This window comes from Pseudomonas sp. LTGT-11-2Z (assembly GCF_003691445.1).
GTDB lineage: Bacteria > Pseudomonadota > Gammaproteobacteria > Pseudomonadales > Pseudomonadaceae > Aquipseudomonas > Aquipseudomonas monteilii.
Map to the genome: position 1 here is coordinate 994,249 of NZ_CP033104.1, position 24,136 is coordinate 1,018,384.

19 protein-coding genes, 2 tRNA genes and 1 pseudogene are annotated in these 24,136 nt (G+C 60.8%); 13 read left to right on the plus strand and 9 right to left on the minus strand.

Annotated features, from left to right (window positions below; all coding sequences use genetic code 11):
• The first annotated feature begins 14 nt into the window (after nt 1-14).
• From tpiA to D8767_RS04530, 12 genes are all read left to right on the plus strand, one after another.
• A complete protein-coding gene (gene tpiA / locus D8767_RS04470; protein WP_016712085.1) occupies nt 15-770 on the plus strand; it encodes a triose-phosphate isomerase in 756 nt (251 codons plus the stop codon).
• A 4-nt stretch (nt 771-774) separates the two neighbouring features.
• The gene (gene secG, locus D8767_RS04475) at nt 775-1,173 is read left to right on the plus strand and encodes a preprotein translocase subunit SecG (protein WP_016712084.1); all 399 of its coding nucleotides are present in this window, start codon (nt 775-777) and stop codon (nt 1,171-1,173) included.
• 21 nt (nt 1,174-1,194) lie between these two features.
• Nucleotides 1,195-1,280: transfer RNA gene (locus D8767_RS04480), tRNA-Leu, on the plus strand.
• 100 nt (nt 1,281-1,380) lie between these two features.
• Nucleotides 1,381-1,457, plus strand: a tRNA-Met gene (locus D8767_RS04485).
• Nucleotides 1,458-1,587: 130 nt separating this feature from the next.
• On the plus strand, nt 1,588-2,046 hold the full coding sequence (gene rimP, locus D8767_RS04490) for a ribosome maturation factor RimP (protein WP_009685348.1): 459 nt from the start codon (nt 1,588-1,590) through the stop codon (nt 2,044-2,046).
• 59 nt (nt 2,047-2,105) lie between these two features.
• Nucleotides 2,106-3,587, plus strand: a complete 1,482-nt coding sequence (gene nusA, locus D8767_RS04495) for a transcription termination factor NusA (protein WP_009685349.1) — start codon at nt 2,106-2,108, stop codon at nt 3,585-3,587.
• 27 nt (nt 3,588-3,614) lie between these two features.
• Complete coding sequence (gene infB, locus D8767_RS04500) at nt 3,615-6,155, plus strand: translation initiation factor IF-2 (RefSeq protein WP_016712082.1); 2,541 nt, start codon at nt 3,615-3,617, stop codon at nt 6,153-6,155.
• A gap of 118 nt (nt 6,156-6,273) precedes the next feature.
• Nucleotides 6,274-6,672, plus strand: coding sequence for a 30S ribosome-binding factor RbfA (rbfA, locus tag D8767_RS04505; RefSeq protein ID WP_009685351.1), 399 nt, complete (start codon nt 6,274-6,276; stop codon nt 6,670-6,672).
• Between the two features lie 3 nt (nt 6,673-6,675).
• Nucleotides 6,676-7,593, plus strand: a complete 918-nt coding sequence (gene truB / locus D8767_RS04510) for a tRNA pseudouridine(55) synthase TruB (protein WP_016712081.1) — start codon at nt 6,676-6,678, stop codon at nt 7,591-7,593.
• Nucleotides 7,594-7,740: 147 nt separating this feature from the next.
• On the plus strand, nt 7,741-8,010 hold the full coding sequence (gene rpsO / locus D8767_RS04515; RefSeq protein ID WP_003249971.1) for a 30S ribosomal protein S15: 270 nt from the start codon (nt 7,741-7,743) through the stop codon (nt 8,008-8,010).
• A gap of 250 nt (nt 8,011-8,260) precedes the next feature.
• Nucleotides 8,261-10,366, plus strand: coding sequence for a polyribonucleotide nucleotidyltransferase (gene pnp / locus D8767_RS04525; RefSeq protein ID WP_003249974.1), 2,106 nt, complete (start codon nt 8,261-8,263; stop codon nt 10,364-10,366).
• A 261-nt stretch (nt 10,367-10,627) separates the two neighbouring features.
• Nucleotides 10,628-10,978 (plus strand): BON domain-containing protein, encoded by a 351-nt coding sequence (locus D8767_RS04530; RefSeq protein ID WP_016712080.1) that lies wholly within the window; start codon nt 10,628-10,630, stop codon nt 10,976-10,978.
• Nucleotides 10,979-11,054: 76 nt separating this feature from the next.
• Here the strand turns inward: D8767_RS04530 and D8767_RS04535 are convergent, their stop codons facing one another.
• Complete coding sequence (locus tag D8767_RS04535; protein WP_016712079.1) at nt 11,055-11,357, minus strand: putative quinol monooxygenase; 303 nt, start codon at nt 11,355-11,357, stop codon at nt 11,055-11,057.
• 60 nt (nt 11,358-11,417) lie between these two features.
• On the opposite strand from D8767_RS04535, the gene D8767_RS04540 reads away from it, so the two are divergent.
• Nucleotides 11,418-11,831 (plus strand): VOC family protein, encoded by a 414-nt coding sequence (locus tag D8767_RS04540; protein ID WP_010955354.1) that lies wholly within the window; start codon nt 11,418-11,420, stop codon nt 11,829-11,831.
• Nucleotides 11,832-11,890: 59 nt separating this feature from the next.
• Here the strand turns inward: D8767_RS04540 and D8767_RS04545 are convergent.
• The 8 genes and pseudogenes from D8767_RS04545 to D8767_RS04580 form a co-directional block, all read right to left on the minus strand.
• A pseudogene (locus D8767_RS04545) lies at nt 11,891-14,827 on the minus strand (DUF748 domain-containing protein).
• A gap of 78 nt (nt 14,828-14,905) precedes the next feature.
• Complete coding sequence (locus tag D8767_RS04550) at nt 14,906-15,775, minus strand: oxygenase MpaB family protein (protein WP_016712077.1); 870 nt, start codon at nt 15,773-15,775, stop codon at nt 14,906-14,908.
• A gap of 42 nt (nt 15,776-15,817) precedes the next feature.
• Complete coding sequence (gene acs, locus D8767_RS04555) at nt 15,818-17,752, minus strand: acetate--CoA ligase (RefSeq protein ID WP_016712076.1); 1,935 nt, start codon at nt 17,750-17,752, stop codon at nt 15,818-15,820.
• 135 nt (nt 17,753-17,887) lie between these two features.
• On the minus strand, nt 17,888-19,552 hold the full coding sequence (gene pgi, locus D8767_RS04560) for a glucose-6-phosphate isomerase (protein ID WP_016712075.1): 1,665 nt from the start codon (nt 19,550-19,552) through the stop codon (nt 17,888-17,890).
• 144 nt (nt 19,553-19,696) lie between these two features.
• Nucleotides 19,697-20,560, minus strand: coding sequence for a pantoate--beta-alanine ligase (gene panC / locus D8767_RS04565; RefSeq protein WP_016712074.1), 864 nt, complete (start codon nt 20,558-20,560; stop codon nt 19,697-19,699).
• Nucleotides 20,557-21,357: a 3-methyl-2-oxobutanoate hydroxymethyltransferase gene (gene panB, locus D8767_RS04570; protein WP_016712073.1), complete on the minus strand. Its 801-nt coding sequence runs from the start codon at nt 21,355-21,357 to the stop codon at nt 20,557-20,559. The genes panC and panB overlap by 4 nt, the downstream gene beginning before the upstream one ends.
• Before the next feature lie 262 nt (nt 21,358-21,619).
• A complete protein-coding gene (gene folK / locus D8767_RS04575; protein ID WP_016712072.1) occupies nt 21,620-22,099 on the minus strand; it encodes a 2-amino-4-hydroxy-6-hydroxymethyldihydropteridine diphosphokinase in 480 nt (159 codons plus the stop codon).
• Nucleotides 22,096-23,484, minus strand: coding sequence for a polynucleotide adenylyltransferase PcnB (locus D8767_RS04580; RefSeq protein ID WP_016712071.1), 1,389 nt, complete (start codon nt 23,482-23,484; stop codon nt 22,096-22,098). Before D8767_RS04580 ends, folK begins: the two co-directional genes overlap by 4 nt.
• Nucleotides 23,485-24,136 lie beyond the last annotated feature (652 nt).

Here is a 24,136-nt window from a genome sequence, read left to right on the forward strand (position 1 = left end):
CGACGAGGTAAAGCATGCGTCGCCCTATGGTAGCTGGTAACTGGAAGATGCACGGTACCCGCGCTAGCGTCGCTGAGCTGACCAAAGGCTTGAGTAATCTCGCCTTGCCGAGCGGAGTGGAAGTCGCGGTATTTCCGCCGGCCTTGTTCATCAATCAAGTGATTGATGGCCTGGCAGGTAAAGAAATTACTGTTGGCGCACAGAATTCTGCTGTACAACCCGAACAGGGTGCGCTGACCGGGGAAGTTGCTCCCGAGCAGCTGGTTGAAGCGGGTTGCAAGTTGGTGTTGATTGGTCATTCGGAGCGTCGCCAGATCATTGGTGAAACCGACGAAGTGCTCAATCGCAAGTTTGCAGCAGCGCAGGCCAAAGGTTTGAAGCCAGTGCTTTGCATCGGGGAAACCCTTGAAGAGCGCGAGGCTGGCAAGACGCTTGAAGTTGTCGGGCGTCAACTAAGCAGTATCATCGAAGCATTCGGTGTTAAGGCTTTTGCCAATGCAGTAATTGCCTATGAGCCTGTATGGGCCATCGGCACTGGCCTGACGGCCACGCCTCAGCAGGCCCAGGATGTGCATGCCGCCATCCGCGGCCAGCTGGCGGCAGAAGATGCTGAAGTGGCTGCGAAGGTGCAGTTGCTCTACGGCGGCAGCGTGAAGGCGGCCAATGCGGCCGAACTGTTCGGCATGCCGGATATCGATGGGGGTCTCATTGGTGGGGCTTCCCTGAACGCAGACGAATTCGGTGCAATTTGTCGCGCCGCAGGAAACTGAACAAATGCTGGAAACAGTCATCGTTGTTTTTCATCTGTTGGCAGCGCTGTCGCTAGTAGTGCTGGTTCTGTTGCAACAGGGTAAAGGTGCTGAAGCAGGTGCATCTTTCGGCGCGGGTGCCTCAAACACCGTGTTCGGAAGCCAGGGCTCTGCAACGTTCCTAAGTAAATTAACTGCTATACTCGCTGCCACTTTCTTTTTGACAGCACTTGGGTTAGGATACTTCGCGAAGCAACAAGCTCACCAGCTTAGCCAAGCAGGTCTTCCAGATCCAGCAGTGCTAGAAGTGAAAGAGCCGCAAAAACCGGCAGTTAATGATGATGTACCGGTGCTCCAGCAGCAGAAGAGTGAAACCACCAGCAACTCGGGTGATGTACCTCCTCCGGCACAAGAGCAGAAGTAACGGGTTTCAAGTAGTAGTATTGCCGAGGTGGTGGAATTGGTAGACACGCAACCTTGAGGTGGTTGTGCCCATAGGGTGTAGGGGTTCGAGTCCCCTTCTCGGTACCAATTAAAGCTTGAGAGCCCGCTTTAGCGGGCTTTCTTGCAGGTGAAGGTTCTGATTTGACCCTCAACAGGGTTCGGTCTTATACTTTTGCCCCAGCTTTGTCGCGGGGTGGAGCAGCTTGGTAGCTCGTCGGGCTCATAACCCGAAGGTCGTTGGTTCAAATCCAGCCCCCGCAACCAGCTTCAGCGGAGCCCCTTTTCAGGGGCTTTTTGCTAACCGAACAGTTTTCGGCGTCGTTGTCCAACGGCGCTTTCAGGGATGGGCGCTTTGCCCATTTTTTATTTGCACAGCATGCACGAGGGGGTTCAGGTGTCGAGCAAGCTAGAACAGTTGCAGGCCTTGTTGGCCCCGGTTGTCGAGGGTCTGGGCTATCAGTGCTGGGGGATCGAGTTCGTTTCCCAGGGTAAGCATTCGGTACTGCGCATCTACATCGACAAGGAAGGTGGCATCCTGGTGGACGACTGCGAAGCGGTCAGCCGTCAGGCCAGCGCAATCCTCGATGTGGAAGATCCAATCAGCAGTGAGTACACCCTCGAGGTGTCTTCTCCAGGCATGGATCGCCCACTGTTCACTCTGGAACAGTTTGCCTCGCATGCCGGCGAACAAGTGAAGATCAAGCTGCGCTCACCCTTCGAGGGTCGTCGTAACTTCCAGGGCCTTCTCCGCGGTGTGGAGGAGCAGGACGTGGTGGTCCAGGTGGACAACCAGGAGTTCCTGTTGCCGATCGACTCGATCGACAAGGCCAATATTATTCCCAGTTTTGACTGAGACGTGCCGGGCCCGGTGAACTGTCCGGGCCCAATGGCTTGCGCAAGGCGAGGCGTACGATGAGCAAAGAAGTACTGCTGGTTGTTGAATCGGTATCCAACGAAAAAGGTGTACCGCCCGGCGTCATTTTCGAAGCGCTGGAAGTGGCCCTGGCCACTGCAACCAAAAAACGTTTTGAAGACGAAGTCGACCTGCGTGTGGAAATCAACCGCCACACCGGTAGCTACGAGACTTTCCGTCGCTGGACCGTGGTCGACGAAGCCGATCTTGATGATCCGGCAATCGAGACCTGGCTGGACAAGATCAAGGACACCCACCCTGAAGCCAAGGTCGGTGACGTGATCGAGGAGAAGATCGAGTCCATCGAGTTCGGTCGTATCGCCGCCCAGACCGCCAAGCAGGTCATCGTGCAGAAGGTCCGCGAGGCCGAGCGTGCGCAGGTGGTCGATGCTTACCGTGAGCGCGTGGGCGAGATCATCTCCGGCACTGTCAAAAAGGTTACCCGCGACAACGTGATCGTTGACCTGGGCAACAACGCCGAGGCCCTGCTGGCCCGCGAAGACATCATTCCACGCGAAACCTTCCGTGTTGGCGTGCGCCTGCGTGCGCTGCTCAAGGAAATTCGCACCGAAAACCGTGGCCCACAGCTGATCCTGTCGCGCACCGCGCCGCAGATGCTGATCGAGCTTTTCCGCATTGAAGTGCCGGAAATTGCCGAGGGCCTGATCGAAGTCATGGCTGCTTCCCGTGATCCGGGTTCGCGAGCCAAGATCGCCGTCCGCTCCAAGGACAAACGCATCGACCCGCAAGGCGCCTGTATCGGCATGCGTGGTTCGCGCGTCCAGGCCGTATCCGGGGAGCTGGGTGGTGAGCGTGTGGATATCGTCCTGTGGGACGATAACCCGGCGCAGTTTGTCATCAACGCCATGTCGCCGGCTGAAGTCGCGGCGATCATCGTTGATGAAGATGCCCATGCCATGGACATCGCCGTCGCCGAGGATAACCTGGCTCAGGCCATTGGCCGTGGTGGTCAGAACGTTCGCCTGGCCAGTCAGCTGACCGGCTGGACCCTGAACGTGATGACCGAGAAGGACATCCAGGCCAAGCAGCAGGCCGAAACCGGTGACATCCTGCGCAATTTCATCGATGAGCTGGAAGTCGACGAGGAGCTGGCCCAAGTGCTGGTCGACGAAGGCTTCACCAGCCTCGAAGAAATTGCCTACGTACCGTTGGAAGAAATGCTCAACATCGATGGCTTTGACGAAGATATCGTCAATGAGCTCCGCGCTCGAGCCAAGGACCGTTTGTTGACCAAGGCCATCGCTACCGAAGAAAAACTGGCAGACGCCCACCCGGCCGAAGACCTGCTCTCCCTTGAGGGCATGGACAAGGACCTGGCGGCTGAACTGGCGGTGCGCGGCGTGGTTAACCGCGAAGACCTGGCCGAGCAGTCGATCGACGATCTGCTCGACATCGACGGCATCGACGAAGAGCGTGCCGGCAAGTTGATCATGGCCGCCCGAGCCCATTGGTTCGAGTAATTAGGCGCGGCCTGAGGAGAGAAGTGCATGACGCAAGTCACGGTGAAAGAACTGGCCCAAGAGGTCGAGGCACCGGTAGAGCGCCTGCTGCAGCAGATGCGTGAGGCAGGTCTGCCGCACACCGACGCCGGTCAGGTAGTGACCGACAATGAGAAGCAGACCCTGCTGACTCATTTGAAGAGCAGCCACAAAAGCAAGGCGGAAGAACCGCGCAAGATTACCTTGCAGCGCAAAACCACCAGTACGCTGCGTGTCGCCGGTAGCAAGAGCATCAGCGTAGAAGTACGCAAGAAGAAAGTATTCGTGCAGCGCAGCCCTGAAGAAATTCAGGCTGAGCAGAAGCGTGAGCTGGATGAGCGCCGCGCGGCTGAAAATGCCGCTCGCGACAAGGTCGAGGCCGAAGTTCGCCAGCGCAACGAAGAGCAGGCTCGCCGTCAGGCCGCCGAAGCTGCTGTATCCGCACCTGCGCCAGCCGCCAAGCCTGAGCCGGCGCCTGCCGCTGCTCCGGCCCCGGTAGTCGCCGACGCCCCGGCGTCCGAAGACGCCGCAGCCCGTGCTGCCGAGCGCAAGAAGGACGAAGCCCGTCGCAACGAAGGCCGTACCCGTGACGAAGACCGTCGTGGCGGCGAGCGTCGTGGCGAAGCCCCGCGCGTGTCGATCAAGGTCAAGGTCAAGGAGAAGGAAAAGGCTCCGACTCCACGTGCCGCACCGCGCACCACCGATGAAGAAAGCGATGGCGTACGCCGTGGCCGCGGTGGCAAGAGCAAGCTGAAGAAGCGCAATCAGCATGGCTTCCAGAACCCGACTGGCCCCATCATCCGTGATGTGACCATCGGCGAGACCATCACGGTCTCTGAACTGGCCAACCAGATGTCCGTCAAGGGCGCTGAAGTCGTCAAGTTCATGTTCAAGCTGGGCACCCCGGTTACCATCAACCAGGTGCTCGACCAGGAAACCGCTCAGCTGATCGCAGAAGAGCTGGGCCACAAGGTCACCCTGGTCAGCGATACCGCACTGGAAGACTCCCTGGCCGAATCGCTCAAGTTCGAAGGCCAGACCGAGTCGCGTGCACCGGTCGTTACTGTCATGGGTCACGTTGACCACGGTAAGACCTCGCTGCTCGACTACATCCGTCGTGCCAAGGTGGCTGCTGGCGAAGCCGGTGGTATTACCCAGCACATCGGTGCGTACCACGTGGAAACCGACCGTGGCATGGTCACCTTCCTCGACACCCCTGGCCACGCCGCGTTTACCGCCATGCGTGCCCGTGGTGCCAAGGCCACCGACATCGTCATCCTGGTGGTGGCGGCGGACGACGGCGTGATGCCGCAAACCCGCGAAGCGGTTCAGCATGCCAAGGCAGCTGGCGTTCCGCTGGTGGTTGCAGTGAACAAGATCGACAAGCCGGGTGCCGATCTCGATCGCATCCGCAACGAGCTGGCCGTCGAAGGCGTTACCTCCGAGGACTGGGGTGGTGACACGCCGTTCGTCAAGGTTTCGGCGAAGATGGGTACCGGTGTCGACGAGCTGCTCGAAGCCGTCCTGCTGCAGGCCGAGATTCTCGAACTGACCGCTACCCCGACCGCTCCAGGTCGTGGCGTGGTCGTTGAATCGCGCCTGGACAAGGGCCGCGGCCCGGTGGCGACCATCCTGGTTCAGGACGGTACCCTGCGTCAGGGCGACATGGTCCTGTGCGGTTCCAACTATGGCCGCGTGCGCGCCATGCTCGACGAGAACGGCAAGCCTGTGAAGGAAGCCGGCCCGTCGATCCCGGTCGAAATCCTCGGCCTGGACGGTACTCCGGAAGCCGGTGACGAGCTGTCCGTGGTTGCCGACGAGAAGAAAGCCCGCGAAGTTGCCCTGTTCCGTCAAGGCAAGTACCGCGAGGTCAAGCTGGCCCGTGCTCACGCCGGCAAGCTGGAAAACATCTTCGAGACCATGGGTCAGGAAGAGAAGAAGACCCTCAACATCGTCCTCAAGACCGACGTGCGTGGTTCCCTGGAAGCACTGCAGGGCTCGCTCGGCAGCCTGGGCAACGACGAAGTTCAGGTGCGCGTGATTGGTGGCGGCGTCGGTGGTATCACCGAAAGCGATGCCAACCTGGCGCTGGCTTCGAATGCAGTACTGTTCGGCTTCAACGTGCGTGCCGATGCCGGCGCGCGCAAGATCGTCGAGCAGGAAGGTCTGGATATGCGTTACTACAACGTGATCTACGACATCATCGAAGACGTCAAGAAGGCCCTGACCGGTATGCTGGGCAGCGATGTTCGCGAGAACATCCTGGGCGTTGCCGAAGTACGTGACGTGTTCCGTTCGCCGAAGTTCGGCGCCATCGCTGGCTGTATGGTCATCGAGGGTACCGTGTACCGCAACCGTCCGATCCGTGTACTGCGCGAAGACGTTGTGATCTTCGAAGGCGAGCTGGAATCGCTGCGTCGCTTCAAGGACGATGCCTCCGAAGTGCGTAACGGCATGGAGTGCGGTATTGGCGTCAAGAGCTACAACGACGTCAAGGTCGGCGACAAGATCGAAGTCTTCGAGAAAGTCCAGGTTGCTCGTACCCTCTAAGGGTGAGCTGGCTGCAAACCGCTTCTCTACGCGGCGGTTTTCAGCACCTCTACAGGTAGCGCCCGGTCAGGCATTGGTCTGACCGGGCGTTTGCCGCTTTAAGTTACAGGTAACAAGAATGGCCAAAGAATATAGCCGTACCCAACGTATTGGCGATCAGATGCAGCGTGAGCTGGCCGAGCTGATCCGTCGCGAAGTCAAAGACCCGCGTGTTGGCCTGGTGACCATCACCGCCGTGGACGTCAGCCGTGACCTGGGCCATGCCAAGGTGTTCATCACCGTCATGGGCGAGGAAACGCCAGATGCCGTGCAGCAGTCGCTGAAGGCGTTGAACAGCGCTGCCAGCTTCCTGCGTTTGCACCTGGGCCGCTCGATGCAGCTGCGCAGCGTGCCGCAACTGCACTTCCACTTCGATGAAAGCGTCAGCCGCGGTGTCCATCTGTCGGCGCTGATCGAACGTGCAGTGGCCGAAGACCGCATGCACAAGGAAGCCGACGAGCCGGACACCAAGGAGTAAGCGGTGGCCCAGGTCAAACGTATCCGCCGCAACGTCAGCGGCATCATCCTGCTCGACAAGCCGCTGGGTTTCACCTCCAATGCCGCCCTGCAAAAGGTGCGCTGGCTGCTCAATGCGGAAAAGGCCGGGCACACCGGTAGCCTCGACCCGCTGGCAACCGGCGTGCTGCCGCTGTGCTTCGGTGAAGCGACCAAGTTTTCGCAGTACCTGCTCGATTCCGACAAGGGCTACGAAACCGTCATGCAGATGGGGCAGACTACCAACACCGGCGATGCCGAAGGTGAGGTACTGCAGACCCGCGACGTGACCGTTGGTCGCGCCGACATCGAGGCGCTGTTGCCGCGTTTTCGTGGCCAGATCAGCCAGATACCGCCGATGTACTCGGCGCTCAAGCGTGACGGCCAGCCACTGTATAAGCTGGCTCGTGCAGGAGAGGTAGTGGAGCGCGAGGCGCGTTCTGTTACTATTAACCGCTTGGAGTTGCTCGAGTGCGAAGGCACCCGTGCACGGTTGAGCGTAGGATGCAGCAAAGGCACCTATATCCGTACCCTGGTGGAGGATATTGGCGAGGCCCTTGGCTGTGGCGCCTATGTCGCCGAGCTGCGCAGGACCCAGGCCGGGCCTTTCGCGCTGGCACAGACGGTCACCCTTGAGGAACTCGAACAGGCCCACGCCGAAGGTGGCAACGAAGCGCTCGATCGCTTCCTGATGCCATCGGACAGCGGCCTGCAGGACTGGCCTTTGGTGTGCCTGTCCGAACACAGTGCGTTCTACTGGCTGCATGGGCAGGCGGTACGCGCACCGGACGCGCCACAATTTGGCATGGTCCGGGTACAGGATCACAATGCGCGCTTCATCGGTATCGGTGAAGTGAGCGAAGACGGGCGCATTGCGCCGCGTCGGCTGATTCGGTCGGAATGACCGAAACCGGGGGGCCAGGCAGTAGCCGAACCCCACGGCATCAAGGGTGGCTGTCAGTAGGCACGGTCACACCTTTTTTATTAATACAGGGATTTGTCCCTGGCCTATTGGACCCCGCTTGCGGGATCCGTTATCAGGAGAAGCCAAATGGCCCTCAGCGTTGAAGAAAAAGCTCAGATCGTTGCCGAATACCAGCAAGCCGCCGGCGATACCGGTAGCCCGGAAGTGCAGGTTGCTCTGCTGACCGCCAACATCAACAAGCTGCAAGGCCACTTCAAGGCCAACGATAAAGACCACCACTCCCGTCGTGGTCTGATCCGTATGGTTAACCAGCGTCGTAAGCTGCTGGACTACCTGAAGGGCAAAGACACCACTCGTTACAGCGCCCTGATCGGTCGCCTGGGCCTGCGTCGCTAATAGCGGCCTGGTCAGTGGTGTGCATGGCGTGTCGCAGGCTTCGGCAGGGTTGTTTTGCAGTGCTGCCGTTGGACACGCCACGCGTATCTCCGAGGTTGGCAGCCTGGCAATGCTGAGCGGTTTTTCCGCTTGGTGCCAGGCTCCCAGCCTCGTGTTGTATCTGGACGGTCAATGGGGCCGATTCCCCGTTCTGCCCAAGAATTCGCAAGAAACCAGTTCCCCCAAGAGCCACTGAAAAAGGTAGGAAACCGTGAACCCGGTAATCAAGACTTTCCAGTTCGGTCAATCGACCGTTACTCTCGAAACGGGCCGTATTGCCCGTCAGGCAACCGGCGCTGTGCTGGTTACCGTCGACAACGACGTCACCGTGCTGGTGACTGTGGTAGGCGCCAAACAGGCTGATCCAGGCAAGGGCTTCTTCCCGCTGTCGGTTCACTACCAGGAAAAGACCTACGCCGCCGGCAAGATCCCGGGTGGCTTCTTCAAGCGTGAAGGCCGTCCTTCCGAGAAAGAGACCCTGACCTCGCGCCTGATCGACCGTCCGATCCGTCCGCTGTTCCCGGAAGGCTTCATGAACGAAGTGCAGGTCGTCTGCACCGTGGTTTCCACCAGCAAGAAGACCGATCCGGACATCGCCGCGATGATCGGTACCTCGGCTGCCCTGGCCATCTCCGGCATTCCGTTCGAAGGCCCGATCGGCGCCGCTCGCGTTGCCTTCCACGAAAGCACCGGCTACCTGCTGAACCCGACTTACGAGCAACTGGCTGCTTCGAGCCTGGACATGGTCGTAGCCGGTACTTCCGATGCCGTACTGATGGTTGAATCGGAAGCTCAAGAGCTGACCGAAGACCAGATGCTGGGTGCCGTACTGTTCGCCCACGACGAATTCCAGGCCGTTATCCAGGCTGTCAAGGAACTGGCTGCCGAAGCTGGCAAGCCGACCTGGGACTGGAAACCAGCCGTTGCCAACACCGAGCTGTTCAACGCCATCCGCGCCGAGTTCGGCGAAGCGGTTTCGCAGGGCTACACCATCACCGTCAAGGCTGACCGCTACGCGCGCCTGGGCGAGCTGCGTGACCAGGCCGTTGCCAAGTTCTCGGGTGAAGAAGGCCAGCCTTCGGCCTCCGAAGTAAAAGAAATCTTCGGCGAAATCGAATACCGCACCGTTCGCGAAAACATCGTAAACGGCAAGCCACGTATCGACGGCCGCGACACCAAGACTGTTCGCCCGCTGAACATCGAAGTAGGCGTGTTGCCGAAAACTCACGGTTCGGCATTGTTCACCCGTGGCGAAACCCAGGCTCTGGTCGTTGCGACCCTGGGTACTGCCCGTGACGCCCAGCTGCTGGACACCCTCGAAGGCGAGAAGAAAGACCCCTTCATGCTGCACTACAACTTCCCACCGTTCTCGGTAGGTGAGTGTGGCCGCATGGGCGGTGCTGGCCGTCGCGAAATCGGCCACGGCCGTCTGGCCCGTCGTTCGGTCCAGGCCATGCTGCCGGCCGCCGACGTGTTCCCGTACACCATCCGCGTGGTTTCGGAAATCACCGAATCCAACGGTTCCAGCTCCATGGCTTCGGTCTGCGGTGCTTCCCTGGCCCTGATGGACGCTGGTGTGCCGATGAAGGCGCCAGTTGCCGGCATCGCCATGGGCCTGGTCAAGGAAGGCGACAAGTTCGCGGTCCTGACCGACATCCTCGGTGACGAAGACCACCTGGGCGACATGGACTTCAAGGTAGCCGGTACCGCCAAAGGCGTTACTGCGCTGCAGATGGACATCAAGATCAACGGCATCACCGAAGAGATCATGGAAATCGCCCTGGGCCAGGCCCTGGAAGCGCGCCTGAACATCCTCGGCCAGATGAACCAGATCATTGGCCAGTCGCGTACCGAGCTGTCGGCCAACGCCCCGACCATGATCGCGATGAAAATTGACACCGACAAAATCCGTGACGTCATCGGTAAAGGCGGCGCCACCATTCGCGCCATCTGCGAAGAGACCAAGGCTTCGATCGATATCGAAGACGATGGCTCGATCAAGATCTTCGGCGAAACCAAGGAAGCTGCAGATGCTGCCAAGCAGCGCATCCTGGGCATCACCGCCGAGGCCGAAATCGGCAAGATCTACGTCGGCAAGGTTGAGCGCATCGTCGACTTCGGCGCCTTCGTCAACATCCTGCCTGGCAAGGACGGCCTGGTGCACATCTCCATGCTGAGCGATGCTCGCGTCGAGAAAGTCACCGACATCCTGAAAGAAGGCCAGGAAGTTGAAGTACTGGTACTGGACGTGGACAACCGCGGCCGTATCAAGCTGTCGATCAAGGACGTTGCCGCGGCCAAGGCCTCGGGCGTCTAAGCGACTGCCACGCAACAGGAAAAGGGCCCTTCGGGGCCCTTTTTTTATGGGCTGCGGGAACCTTTTGCGGACTTGCATCTTGCATGCAGGTTTACCGTGCAGGTTGCAAAATGCACGACGCCGGAAGTGATGTATTTTTCTAACTTATTGATTTAAAAGGGTTAAGTTGAGGCGGAAAAGCTGGCACAACACATGCAACTACCTTCATACCTGCCGCCAGGACATACGGCGCAGACCTTTCGATAAACAGGAGTGACCCACATGAAGAAGTTCGCCATTGCTGCCGCTACTGCTACCGCTCTGACCCTGACCATGGCTAACGCGGCATTCGCCCAGCAGTCCACCCAGGCCCCCATGACGCTGGCGGCCGGTGAGGTGACCAAAGCCAAGGAAGCTACCTCCGATACCTGGATCACCACCAAGGTCAAGGCTGACCTGATGACCGAGAAAGGCGTGCCAGGCAGTGACATCAAAGTCGAGACCAATAAAGGTGTCGTGTCGCTGTCGTCCGACGTGGCCATTACCGATGCACAGAAAGAGATGGCAGTCGCCATCGCCAAGAAGATCAAAGGCGTCCAGGCTGTATCGGCTGATGGCCTGAAGTCCGAATAAGGGATGTCCCGTCGGCCAAACGGATTTGGCCACCTCTACCGAAGCCCCGGCCTGTGCCGGGGCTTTGCTTTTGCGCTCAGTAGCCCGGGTTGAGGGCGATTACATCGCTTTCGAAGCATTCCTGCTCGACGATCAGCGGCTCCACCAGTGGCCGGCTGTCGCGAAAGTGCGCGGTCTGGGTATGCGCTTCATACGCTGCATCATCGCGGTAGATTTCGTACAGGTAGATTACCTCCGGATCGAGTCGGTCCTGCGACACATCGAATACCAGGCAGCCTGGCTCGTGGGTGACAGAAGCCGCGGCATTGACCTTGATCGCCGTCAGGAAATCCTCGGCGCAACCGGGCTTCACACGGGTCTTGATAAACAGGCTATACACAAGGCGCTCCTTTTGTTTTAAATTCATTAATGAATTGTATACAAAAACGGAGTCTCGCTAATGTCCGAATTGCCTGCACGCCCCGGCCGCCTGAATGGCTTGCGCCATATCGCCTTGCTGGTACCCAACCTGGAAGAGTGCGAACGCTTTTATGTCGATGTGCTGGGTATGGAGGTGTTGAACCGTGCCAACGAAGACCTGGTGTACCTCACCTGTGGCAACGACAACCTTTCGCTGGGGCGTGGGGCTGGGGCGGCCAACGGGCTGCAGACCCTGGACCATTACGGGTTCATTGTGGACAGTGTGGAAGAGCTGGAGGCGTGGTACCAGTACTTCAAGGCCCACGGTGTGACGCTGCTGGACCGGCCATTCAACCACGGTGACGGGGCGCGCAGCTTCCATCTGCTGGACCCGGCGGGAAACAAGGTGCAGCCGCTGTATCACCCAGCAGTGTCGGGGCAGCGGTTGGTGTGAAGACTGTTCCGGCCTCTTCGCGGGTGAGCCCGCGAAGAGGCCGGGCCTGCTTTTAGAGATTATTCAGCATCCAGATGCATCGGCGTCACCACCCGCCCATCGCTCTCAGGCTGCCCAAGGCTGGTGTCGATGAAATACACCCTGTCATCTTCCAGCTTGCCCTTGTCCACCAGGTAATCCTTGATACTGCTGGCCCGCTCCTGGCCCAGCGTGCGCAGCAAGGCGGTACTCTCGGCTCACGACTTGATCACTGCCTCGCGTAGCTTGGTGGTGCGTTCGTCGCGGCCCAGTTGCTCCCATTCGGCAGGTGGCTGCTGCTTCAGGCGAGTGCGGTAAATGCCTTCGAGCATTGCCGATTTGTCGCTGTCGTCCACCACCAGCATCGAGGCATTGGCAGGCACCTTGTCGCCCCGGCGCTGCAGGATCTTGTACCAAGTGGCCTGGTACTCACGCTCCAGGCGCTGCTGGGCGATCAGCGGGCCATCGCTGGCCTGGGCGCTGGTGCCTTCGATTTCCAGGCGCAGTTCCGGGCGTTCTTTCAGCGCGGATGCCAGCTTGTCCAGAGACGACTGGGCGTCGCCACTGAGTTCGCTGGACCCTGGGGCGAAAGCCACGTTGCCCAGGTCTTCCGAGCCACCGCCGGTAATCAGCCCGCCAATGAACTTGAACGGCGCCTGTGCCGCACGCAGTACCAAGTTGCGCAGGGTTTGCCAGACGATCGGCATCACACTGAATTGCGGGTTGTTGAGGTCGCCAGACACGGGCAGCTCGATCGAAATCTTGCCCTCGGTATCTTTCAGCAACGCCACCGCAAGGCGGATCGGTAGGTCGACTGCGTCTGGGCTGTCGACTTTTTCACCCAGTTGCAGTTGCTCCACCACCACCTTGTTCTCGGCCTTGAGCTGGCCGTTGGTAATCAGGTAGTGCAGGTCGAGGTTGAGCCGGCCTTTGCGAATGCGGTAGCCCGCGAACTTGCCGGAGTAGGGCGTGAGGGTGGTCAGTTCGACGCGCTTGAAGCTGGTGGCGATATCCAGGCTGGCCAGCGGGTTGAACGGGTTGAGTGCGCCCTTGATGGTGACCGGTGCATAGCGGTCGACCTTGCCCTTCACGTCGACCTTGGCCGGCACCGGCTTGCGGTTGTCGATGGTGCCGATCTGGCCATTGAGCTGCTGAATGGCCGTGGCGAAGTTGGGGGTGAGGGAGAGGTCGGCGAAGTTGGCCGAGCCGTCGTTGATGTCGATCTGGCCGATGTGGATACCCAGCGGCTTGTCATTGCTGGCTGCGGCCGGCTTGGCCTGGCTTTTCGCCGGGGTGCCAGCCGGTTGCGGGATCAACAGGTCGTTGACGTTGGTGGTGCGGTCTTCGTTGATGATGAAGCGTGCATAGGGTTGCAGCAGGGTTACCTTGTCGATCGACAACGCATCGCCGTGTACATAAGACAAGCCATCGACGTTCACCTGCTGCCATTTGACGAAGTCGCGGCTCTTGATGGTGTCGAGGGTGTGCATCTGGTTCACCTGGGCCTTGCCTGTGATATTGAAGGCCAGCGGTGCGGTGTTCTTCAGGTCGACCTTGAGGTCGCTGGAGAGCATGCCACTGCGCAGTTCAAGCAGGATGAACGGGCTGATATAGGCCTGTGCTACGCGCAGGTCGATATCGCGGGTGCTTACGTCCAGCTTGGCCCATACTGGCGCCAGGTTGACCTGGCCGGCCGCCTGCAGCTTGCCTTGCTTGCCTACGCCCGTATCGAGCTTGAGCGTGAAGGGCGACTGATTGAGGCTGTCGAAGCCTTGCAGGTCGGCGTTGAGCGGGCCAATGTCCAAGGCTACCGGTTCTTTCTGGCTGCGGTCTGCCAGGTGCACCAGGTAGTTGCGCAATTGCACGTCCTTGAGCAGCACTTGCCAAGGCTTGCTCGGCTCTTTGGCGGCTTGCTGCTCAGGTGTCGGCTCGGCGGCTGCCGGCTCTGCCTTTTCCTTCGGCGTGGCTTTGGCAGGCTGGCTGGCAAACAGCTTTTGCCAATCGAGCTGGCCGTCTTTTTCCAGCGCAGCCCAGGTTTCGAGTTTCTCGCTGCGGATTTTGCCTACGGTGACCTGTTGCTTGACCAGGTCAACGGAGGTTTCGCTCACCTCCAGGCTGGCCAGGCGTGCCAAGGGGCGGCCATCCGGCGCCTTGATGGCGAACGGTGCAATGCGCACGGAGGTGTTTTCCAGCAACAGCTCTGTCTGTTTGGCGAGGTTGAGCTTGTAGTGCGTGTCGAGGCTGACCACGCCGTCTTCCAGCACCAGTGGCACGGCATCACGCACGTACGGCCAGAATGCCTTCATCTTGCCTTCCGTGATCTTCAGCGTGCCTTCAGAGGCGATCGGTGACAGGCTCAGGGTCCCGTTCCAATCAATGCGCCCGCCATTGGGGCCGTTGGCCACCAAGGTCATGTCGGCACTGTCGTCGGGCAAGGTGCTGAGGTTTTTCAGCTCCAGGTTCATGTTGTCGTAGAGGAACTCGATCGGCTCGCTGGGGCGCAAGTCCTCGAAATGCAGGTAGCCGTCGATGAGCTTGATGCTACCGATGCGCAGCGGAAACGGCTCGCTGGGTGGCTCGTCAGGTTTGGCTTCGCTGGCGGGCAGCTTGAACAGGCCGGTCAGGTTAAGGCTACCGTCCTTGGCAAACAGCACCTCGTTACGCGGTTTGTTGAGCTCGACGGCTTCCAGGTGCAGCGCTTTGGTCCACAGGCTGTCGAGCGAGAGGTTGGCGTACAGCCGCTCGAACCCGACCTGTTCCTTGCCGGGCTCGCCGATCTGCATGCCCCACAATGTCAGCTCCAGGCTGAAGGGGTTGAGTTCGATCCGTTCGAGGTGGGCCGGCACCGTCGCGTACTGGGCCAACTGCTGGTTGGCGATGCGCAGTGCCACACCGGGAAGAATGAGAAAGCCGAGCAGGCTGTAGAGGGCCACCAGGGCCAAGATTGCGCCAGCGGCGCGAGTCAATCCTTTGTACATGTGTCGCTTCGTCTGTCTAAGCAGGAGTGCTTGGAGTATGGCACGTTAAATCAGTTCCGCAGGGGCGAGCATTTGACCTTATTCGATGCCCATGCGCCGTTTGGCCCGGTGCGCCGAACCGTCACGCATGGCCCAGCGCAATACCGGTGCGGTGCGTCGCAGGCCCAGGCGTATCAGGCGCCGCTGCAAAGGCCCGTGCTGCAGGCCGAGCAGGGTCTGGGCCCAATCCGGCAACAGGTCGATACCGGCGTGCAGCATCAGTTTGCCCACCGGCTGTGCCAGGCGGCTGGGGGCCGGTGCATCGAGCAGAATCCCGACTACCTCGTGGCTGCGGCTGTCGCAGCGCAACTGCGCACGCATGCGCAGCAGGTAGTCTTCGATCTGCTGGCACGAACGTGGCACGTCACGGGCGCCAAGGCGCTCGGCAATCAGGGCGATTTCGGCGTAGTAGGTATCTTGCTCGGCGCGCGACAGCTGCGGGTTGCGGTAGCGCAAGTGGGCAGCGAGGAAGCTGCTGACCTCTGCCACATGGACCCAGGTCAGCAGGTCGGGGTCGCTGGCCGCATAAGGGCGGCCATCCGGCGCAGTGCCGGTGACCTGCAGGTGAATGGTGCGCACTTTGTCGATCAGCCATTCGGCATCGCGCGTGGAACCGAAGGTGGTGCCGGAAATAAACTGGCTGGTACGGCGCAAGCGGCCGATCAGGTCCTCACGGAAATTGGAGTGGTCCCACACACCGGCCAGGGCCAGCGGGTGCAGTAACTGCAGCATGAGTGCACTGATGCCGCCGACAAGCATGCTCGGGAAGTCGCCATGCACTTGCCAACTGATGCTGTGAGGGCCGAACAGGCCGGGGTCGCCCTTGGGCGTTTCCAGGTCGAGCTGGCCGAGGGCCAGCCCGGTGAGGCTCATGACCTGGGTTTCGATACGGCGACGAAGGGCTTCCATGGCGACCTGCGGTGCAGGGCGGCCATGGGCAGCGGCCGCCGGTTACTGGTTGAGGCGTTTGTCGATAAGGCCTTGGACTACGCTGGGGTCGGCCAGGGTAGAGGTGTCACCCAGGTTGTCCAGCTCGTTGCAGGCGATTTTGCGCAGTATACGCCGCATGATCTTGCCTGAGCGTGTCTTGGGCAGCGCCGGGGCCCACTGGATCAGCTCGGGCTTGGCAAAACTGCCGATTTCCTTGCTGACGAGGGCCAGCAGTTCGGCCTTCAGCGTGTCGTCTGCCGTCACGCCATTCATAGGCGTGACAAAGGCGTAGACGCCTTGGCCTTTGAGGTCGTGGGGGTATCCGACCACTGCCGCTTCGGCGACGCTGTCATGCAGCACCAGTGCGCTTTCCACTTCGGCGGTGCCGATGCGGTGGCCCGAGACATTGATCACATCGTCGATGCGGCCGGTGATCCAGTAGTCGCCGTCGGCATCGCGGCGGGCACCGTCGCCAGTGAAGTAATAGCCGGGCATGGGCTTGAAGTAGGTATCCACCATGCGCTGGTGGTCGCCATACACGCTGCGAATCTGCCCAGGCCAGCTGGCCTTGATCACCAGCAGGCCGGCGCCGGGGCCTTCGATCAGCTTGCCCTTTTCGTCCAGCAGTACCGGTTGCACGCCGAACATGGGCTGGGTCGCGCAGCCGGGCTTGAGTGACTGGGAACCGGGAAGCGGGGTAAGCATGATGCCGCCGGTTTCGGTCTGCCACCAGGTGTCGACGATGGGGCAGCGCTTTTGCCCGACTTCCTCGAAATACCATTCCCAGGCTTCGGGGTTGATCGGCTCGCCGACGCTGCCCAGCAGGCGCAAGCTTTTGCGCGAAGTGCTTTGCAGCGGCGCGGAGCCCTCGCGCATCAGTGCGCGCAGGGCGGTCGGGGCGGTGTAGAAGATGTTCACCTGATGCTTGTCCACCACCTGCCAGAAGCGTGAGGTGTCCGGGTAGTTGGGCACGCCTTCGAACATCAGCGAAATCGCGCCATTGGCCAGTGGGCCGTAGACGATGTAGCTGTGGCCGGTGACCCAGCCGACGTCGGCGGTGCACCAGAACACCTCGCCGTCACGGTAGTCGAACACCACCTTGAAGGTCATCGTCGCCTGTAGCAGGTAACCGGCGGTGGTGTGCAGCACGCCCTTGGGTTTGCCGGTGCTGCCAGAGGTGTAGAGGATGAACAGCGGGTCTTCGGCATCCATCGGCTCGGGGACGCAGTCGTTGCCGGCATTTTCTGTTGCCTCGTGGTACCAAAGGTCACGGCCCTCGACCCAGGCAACATCGCCACCGGTGCGGCGCACCACGAATACGCTGCTGACGGCAGGGCAATTGGCAAGGGCCTTGTCGACGTTCTGTTTCAGCGGGATGCACTTGCCGCCACGCACACCTTCATCGGCGGTGATCACGGTGCGGCAGTCGGCATCGAGAATACGGTCACGCAGGGCATCGGGGGAGAAACCGCCGAACACCACCGAGTGGATGGCGCCTATGCGGGTGCAGGCAAGCATGGCGAAGGCGGCCTCGGGGATCATCGGCATGTAGATGCATACCCGGTCGCCTTTCTTTACCCCGCGAGCCTTCAGGGCGTTGGCCAGGCGGCAGACCTGGCGGTGCAGCTCGCGGTAGGTGATGGCTTTTGAGTCTTTTGGGTCGTCGCCTTCCCACAACAGGGCAGTTTGCTCGCCACGCTGAGCCAGGTGGCGATCGATGCAGTTGTAGCTGACATTGAGTTGGGCACCCTCGAACCAACGGGCCTTGCCGGTTTTCAGGTCGCTTTGCTGCACGCTGGACCAAGGTTTGATCCAGTCCAGGCGCTTGGCCTGTTCGGCCCAGAAGGTATCGGGGTCATCGACCGACTGGCGGTAGAGGCGGCGATATTCGTCGGGAGTGAGGGCGGCAGACTGGCTGACGGCCAGGGCCTTGGGATACTGCTTGATATCGAACATGGCGGGTGGTCCTGCTCTTGTAAGGGGCGATGGACTGCAACGGCTATTCGATAGGACAGTGTAGCTGGGAGAGGTGTTCAACCTTGCTGGCCTCTTCGCGGGTGAACCCGCGAAGAGGCCCTTACAGGCTTTAGATCAACCGCGGTGACGGCCACGGAAGTAGTTGATCAGGCCTTGGGTGGAGCCATCTTCGGCGCTGTCTTCCAGGCTGCCAACCAAGCGCTGGTATACGCCTTTGCCCAGCTCTTTGCCCAGCTCTACGCCCCACTGGTCGAACGCGTTGATACCCCAGATCACGCTCTGCACGAACACCTTGTGCTCGTACATCGCCACCAGCGCACCCAGGCGGCGCGGGCTGATGCGCTCCACGACCAAGGTGTTGCTCGGGCGGTTGCCCGGGATCACCTTGTGCGGGGCCAGCTTTTCGATGTCCGCTTCATTCAGGCCTTTGCTGCGCAGCTCGGCTTCGGCTTCTTCACGGGTTTTGCCGAGCATCAGCGCCTGGCTCTGCGACAGGCAGTTGGCGTACAGCCACTGGTGATGGTCGGCCACCGGGTTGAAGCTCACCACCGGCACGATGAAGTCTGCCGGAATCAGCTGGGTGCCCTGGTGCAGCAACTGGTGGTAGGCGTGCTGGCCGTTACAGCCGACGCCGCCCCAGATCACCGGGCCGGTATCAACTTTCACCGGGGTGCCGTCCTGCAGCACGCTCTTGCCGTTGGACTCCATGTCCAGCTGCTGCAGGTGTTTGGTGATGTTACGCAGGTAGTGATCGTACGGCAGGATCGCATGGCTGTTGGCGCCCCAGAAGTTGCCGTACCACACGCCTAGCAGGGCCAGCAGCACTGGCATGTTCTTGTCGAACGGCGCGGTCTGGAAGTGCTGGTCCATGGTGTAGGCACCCGACAGCAACTCCTTGAAGTTGGCCATGCCGATAGCCAGAGCGATTGGCAGGCCGATGGCCGACCACAGCGAGTAACGCCCGCCTACCCAGTCCCACATCGGGAAGATGTTCTCTTCGCGGATACCAAAGGCCACGGCCGCAGCCTTGTTGCTGGAAACGGCGATGAAGTGGCGGTACAGCTCGGCTTCCGAGCCGCCCTGGGCCAGGTACCAGGTACGCGCGGCCATGGCGTTTTTCAGGGTCTCGAGGGTATTGAACGACTTCGACGAGACAATGAACAGGGTGGTTTCGGCACGCAGGTTGGCCGACAGCTCGTGGAACTCACTGCCGTCGATGTTCGCCAGGTAGTGGCAGCGCACGCCGCGTTGGGCGTACGGCAGCAGTGCTTCGGACACCAGTTCGGGGCCGAGGAACGAGCCGCCGATGCCGATGTTGACCACGTCGGTGATCGGCTTTTCGCTGTAGCCGCGCCACAGGCCGTCGTGGATGCGCCCCACCAGTTCGGTGATCTGGTTGAGCACCTTGTGTACTTCCGGCATGACGTTCACGCCGTTAACGCTGAGCTTGTCGCCCACTGGCCGGCGCAGCGCAGTGTGCAGCACGGGGCGGCCTTCGGAGGCGTTGACGATTTCGCCGCCGAACATCGACTTGATGGCGTCTTGCAGGCCCACTTCGTTGGCCAGGTTGACCAGCAGGTCGCGGCTTTGTTCGGTGATCAGGTTTTTCGAGTAGTCCAGGAACAGGCCGCAGCAGCTCAGGGAGAACTGGTCGAAGCGTTTGGCATCGGCGGCAAAGGCTTCGCGCATGCTGAAACCTTGCATGGCGTCGCGGTGTTGCTGAAGCGCCTGCCAGGCGGGCAGGGCCGTCACATCGTGGGGTGTACGGTAATACGCCATTGCGCGGGGTTCCCTTGGTGCGTGGTGATGCCTTGGACACGGCAGTCATTGCCGGGTTCAGGCTGGCATCATTATAGGCAAAGGCCACGCGCTGGGAATGGGTATGGCAGGGTGATTTTGGGGCTGCAAAGCAGCCCCAGGCTATTACGCGGTCTTGTCTTCGACGTGCAGGTAAAGGTTGTCGATCAACCGGGTGTTACCGAGGTAAGCCGCCGCGATCACAACCAGGTCGCGATCATCGATCATTGCCGGGCGCAGGCTCACGGCATGACGCACTTCCAGGTAGTCCGGGCGGAAACCGGCAGTGCTCAGTTGCGCCTGGCCTTCAGCGACCAGCGCGGCAAAATCCCGTTGGCCACGGCTGATGCCCGCTGCAATGTGCTGCAGTGTGCGGTACAGCGCGGGCGCTGCAATACGCTGCTCGGGCGTGAGGTAACCATTGCGCGACGACAGCGCCAGGCCATCTTCAGCACGCACGGTGGGCTCGCCGATGATCTGGACCGGCATGTTCAGGTCGCGCACCATGGCACGGATCACTGCCAGTTGCTGAAAGTCCTTTTCACCGAATACGGCAAGGTCCGGCTGGACCATGTTGAACAGCTTGTTGACCACGGTGGCCACGCCTTCGAAATGCCCAGGCCGGCTGGCGCCGCAGAGGCCTTCGGAAAGCTGCGGTACGCTGACTCGGGTTTGCACGCTCATGCCGTCGGGGTACATCTCTTCCACGGTGGGCGCGAACAGCAGGTTGCAGCCGGCTTGTAGCAGGCGTTCCTGGTCGGCGGCCAGGGTGCGCGGGTATTTGTCCAGGTCTTCGTTGGCGCCGAACTGAAGCGGGTTGACGAAGATGCTGGCCACCACAAAGTCGGCGCGCTGTGCAGCTTTGGTCACCAAGGCTGCGTGGCCGCTGTGCAGGTTGCCCATGGTCGGCACGAAGCCGATGCGTTTGCCTTCACCGCGGGCGCGGGCAACGGCTGCACGCAGTTCACGGACGGTTTTGACTGTATTCATGCACTGAACCCGTGTTCGCTACCTGGGAAGCTGATTTGCTTGACGGCCTCGACATAGGCGACAAGGGCACCTTGAATGTCTGGCTGGCCTTCCATGAAGTTCTTCACGAACTTCGGTACCCGGCCGCTCAGTGACAGGCCGAGCATGTCGTGCAGCACCAGCACCTGGCCATCGGTGGCGCTGCCTGCGCCGATGCCGATTACCGGGATGCCCACGGCATTGGTGATTTCTGCCGCCAGTTCGCTGGGTACACATTCAAGCAGCAGCATGGCGGCACCGGCCTGCTCCAGGGCGATGGCGTCGGCACGCATCTGCCGGGCCTGGGCCTCCTGGCGGCCCTGCACCTTGTAGCCGCCCAGCACGTTGACGGTCTGCGGGGTCAGGCCCATGTGTGCGCACACCGGCACGCCACGCTCGGCCAGCAGGCGGATGGTTTCTGCCAGCCAGGCAGCGCCTTCGATCTTGATCATGTGGGCGCCGGCTTGCATCAGCGTGGCGCTGTTGGCGAAGGCCAGCTCCGGGGTGGCATGTGCCATGAATGGCAGGTCGGCAAGGATCAGGGCGCCGTCATTACCGCGTTTGACACAGGCGGTGTGGTAGGCCATGTCTGCTGTGGTGACCGGCAAGGTGCTGTCGTGGCCCTGCAGGACCATCCCCAGCGAGTCGCCCACCAGCAACACTTCGACACCGGCCTGGCTGGCGGCCTTGGCGAAGGTCGCGTCGTAGCAGGTCAGCATGGTGATTTTTTCACCCTTGGCCTTGAGGCCATTAAGGGTGGTGAGGGTTACTTCAGGCATGTAGGAAATTCCTCGTTCAGGCGCTGTAAAAAACGACTGCATTCAACGCGTGTAGTCATCTTCCGGAGCGGCACATCATCGCGCGTGATGTTCGGGCACAGGTCCGTCCGGGCCTAAATACGGGTATGCGGCACTTTGGTGTCACACGGGACGCCTATAGTCGTGAGCGATGTGGGGGAAGTCAATCACCCTGTTACCGCATTGTTACGATCAGGGTGTTACTGGCGTTACCGCGGTGGCGTGGCAGGCTGGAACGCCCGGTTTACAAGCGTTCCAGGCCGACGAACGGACAGTCGTCGAGTAACTGTGCGAGGGCGCGGCCATCGGCCAGGCGGAAATCGCCCGGTACCAGTTCGGCCAGCGGGTACAGCACGAAGGGGCGGGCGTGCATGTGGTAGTGCGGCACTTTCAGGCGTGGTTCGTCGAGTACCTGATCACCGAACAGCAGGATGTCCAGGTCCAGCGTGCGTGGGCCCCAGCGTTCCTTGCGTACGCGGCCCTGGTCGTTCTCGATGGCCTGCAGCGCATCGAGCAGGGCCAGGGGCGGCAGAGCGGTGTCCAGGGCAGCAACTGCGTTGGTGTAGCGCGGTTGGCCGGGCAGCAACGAGTCGCTGGTGTACAGGGCTGAGGCCGCTACCAGGCGCGTTCCGTCCACCTGGTCAAGCGCCTGCAAGGCGCTGCGCAGCTGCTCGGCAGGTGCGTCCAGGTTGCTGCCCAGACCGACGTAGGCGCGGGTCTTCACTCGAACGCCTCGTCGCCACCGCGTTTGCGCTTGCTGCCGCTGCGCTTGCGTTTGCGCGGGCCGGCACCGGTGCCTTCGTCACGGCTGCCCAGCTCGCGGATCATCTCGCGGCGCTCGCTGTCGTTGGCATCCTGGTAATCGGTCCACCACTGGCCGAGGTCGTCGGTTTCTTCGCCTGCGCTTTCACGCAGCAGCAGGAAGTCATAACCAGCCCGGAAGCGGGGGTTGTCCAGCAGCATGTCGGCACGCTTGCCACTGCGACGTGGCAGGCGCTCCTGCATGTCCCAGATCTCGCGGATCGGCAGGGTGAAGCGCTTGGGGATGGCGATGCGCGCGCATTGCTCGGCGATCAGGTCGTGAGCGGCACCGTTCATGGCCGGGATCGGCGGTACACCCTGGTTCTGTAGGTGCAGCACGCGGGATGGCAAGGCTGGCCACAGCAGTGCAGCGAACAGGAACGCCGGCGTGACCGGCTTGCCTTGCTTCACGCGCAGGTCGGTGTTGTTCAGGGCCTGGCTGATCAGCGTGTGGGTGTAGGTCGGGCGCTCGTCCAGGGCGTGGGCACTGGCCGGGAACAGCGGCTCGAACAGCTGCAGGTCGACCAGCATTTCGAAAGCGATGGCGCCTTGGCCGGAAAGGAACAGCTTGAGGCTTTCCTCGAACAGGCGCGCTGGCGGGATTTCGCGCAGCAGCGGGGCCAGTTCGCGAATCGGCTGGACCGTGTGCTTTTCGATGCCAAAGTCGAGTTTGGCGGCGAAACGCACCGCGCGCAGCATGCGCACCGGGTCTTCCTGGTAGCGGTGGGTCGGGTCACCGATCAGCCGCAGCAGGCGGTTGCGCACGTCGTGCACACCGTTGGCGTAATCGAGAATGCGCTCGCTGACCGGGTCGTAGTACAGGGCGTTGATGGTGAAGTCGCGGCGTTGCGCGTCTTCTTCCAGGGTGCCGTACACGTTGTCACGCAGGATGCGGCCACTGGCATTGTGCGACGAACGGTGGCTGTCGCCCTGATCGTCTTCCGAGTGAGGGGCGCGGAAGGTGGCGACTTCGATGATCTCACGGCCGAAATGCACGTGGACCAGCTTGAAGCGGCGACCAATGATGCGCGCGTTGCGGAACTCGGCACGGACCTGTTCGGGAGTGGCACTGGTGGCGACGTCGAAGTCTTTCGGCGTGATGCCCAGCATCAGGTCGCGGACACAGCCACCGACCAGGTAAGCCTGGTAGCCGGCGCTTTGCAGGCGTTCCACGATGTTCACCGCATGGCGGCTGAACTGGTGGCGCTGCAGCGAGTGCTGGCTCTTGTTGATCACCTCAGGCGTGGTGCGCCTGTGGTGTTGGCCCGGTACGGGCGGGCGGAACGACTGGAACAGCTTCTTCAGCATGGGATGCACTGTTTGAAGGAATGTTCGGCCAAGAATAGGAGAATGGCCGCATGATGGGCGGGGATTCTAGCATTTACTCAGGGAATGGTGTAGGCGGGTAGCAGGATGCCTGCCAGAAGGGTGGAAACGACAAGGGGAGCCTAAGCTCCCCAAGAAGTCGTTGCGTGCTCTTATTGTTTTTTTGCTGGGCTTCTTGTTTTTGTTGAGTGCCCTGTCCACAAATCTCGAAGCTTGTGGACGACCCCCAATCCAGGGGTTAAGAGCAAACGGATTGCTTTGGCCGCTGATGTCACGTTGATCTGTCGATCCAACCAGTTCAGGCGCTGCTTTTTAGTGCAGTTTTTGTTGTTCTCTGCCTGGTTGTGGGGCAAGCCCCAAACACGCATCCTCTCCAAAAGAATCAGTTAGCTGCGCCTCCGCCGTCTTGTTTTTATTGTGCGTGAGCCGTTTCGTCTTGTTCTTATTCTGAGTTGCAGTGCTTGTTATTGTTTTTGTACTAAGCATATAGCAGGTGCCGTGCCAACTTTTGCAAACCTAGTAAAATCAAGGGGTTGAGGCGTTCTAGCGATTTTCGAGAGGCTGAAAATGCCAGGATTTCGTTACCGTACGCCTCGGGAACTGTTACGGCTCAAAGGTTGGGTAACAGATTTTT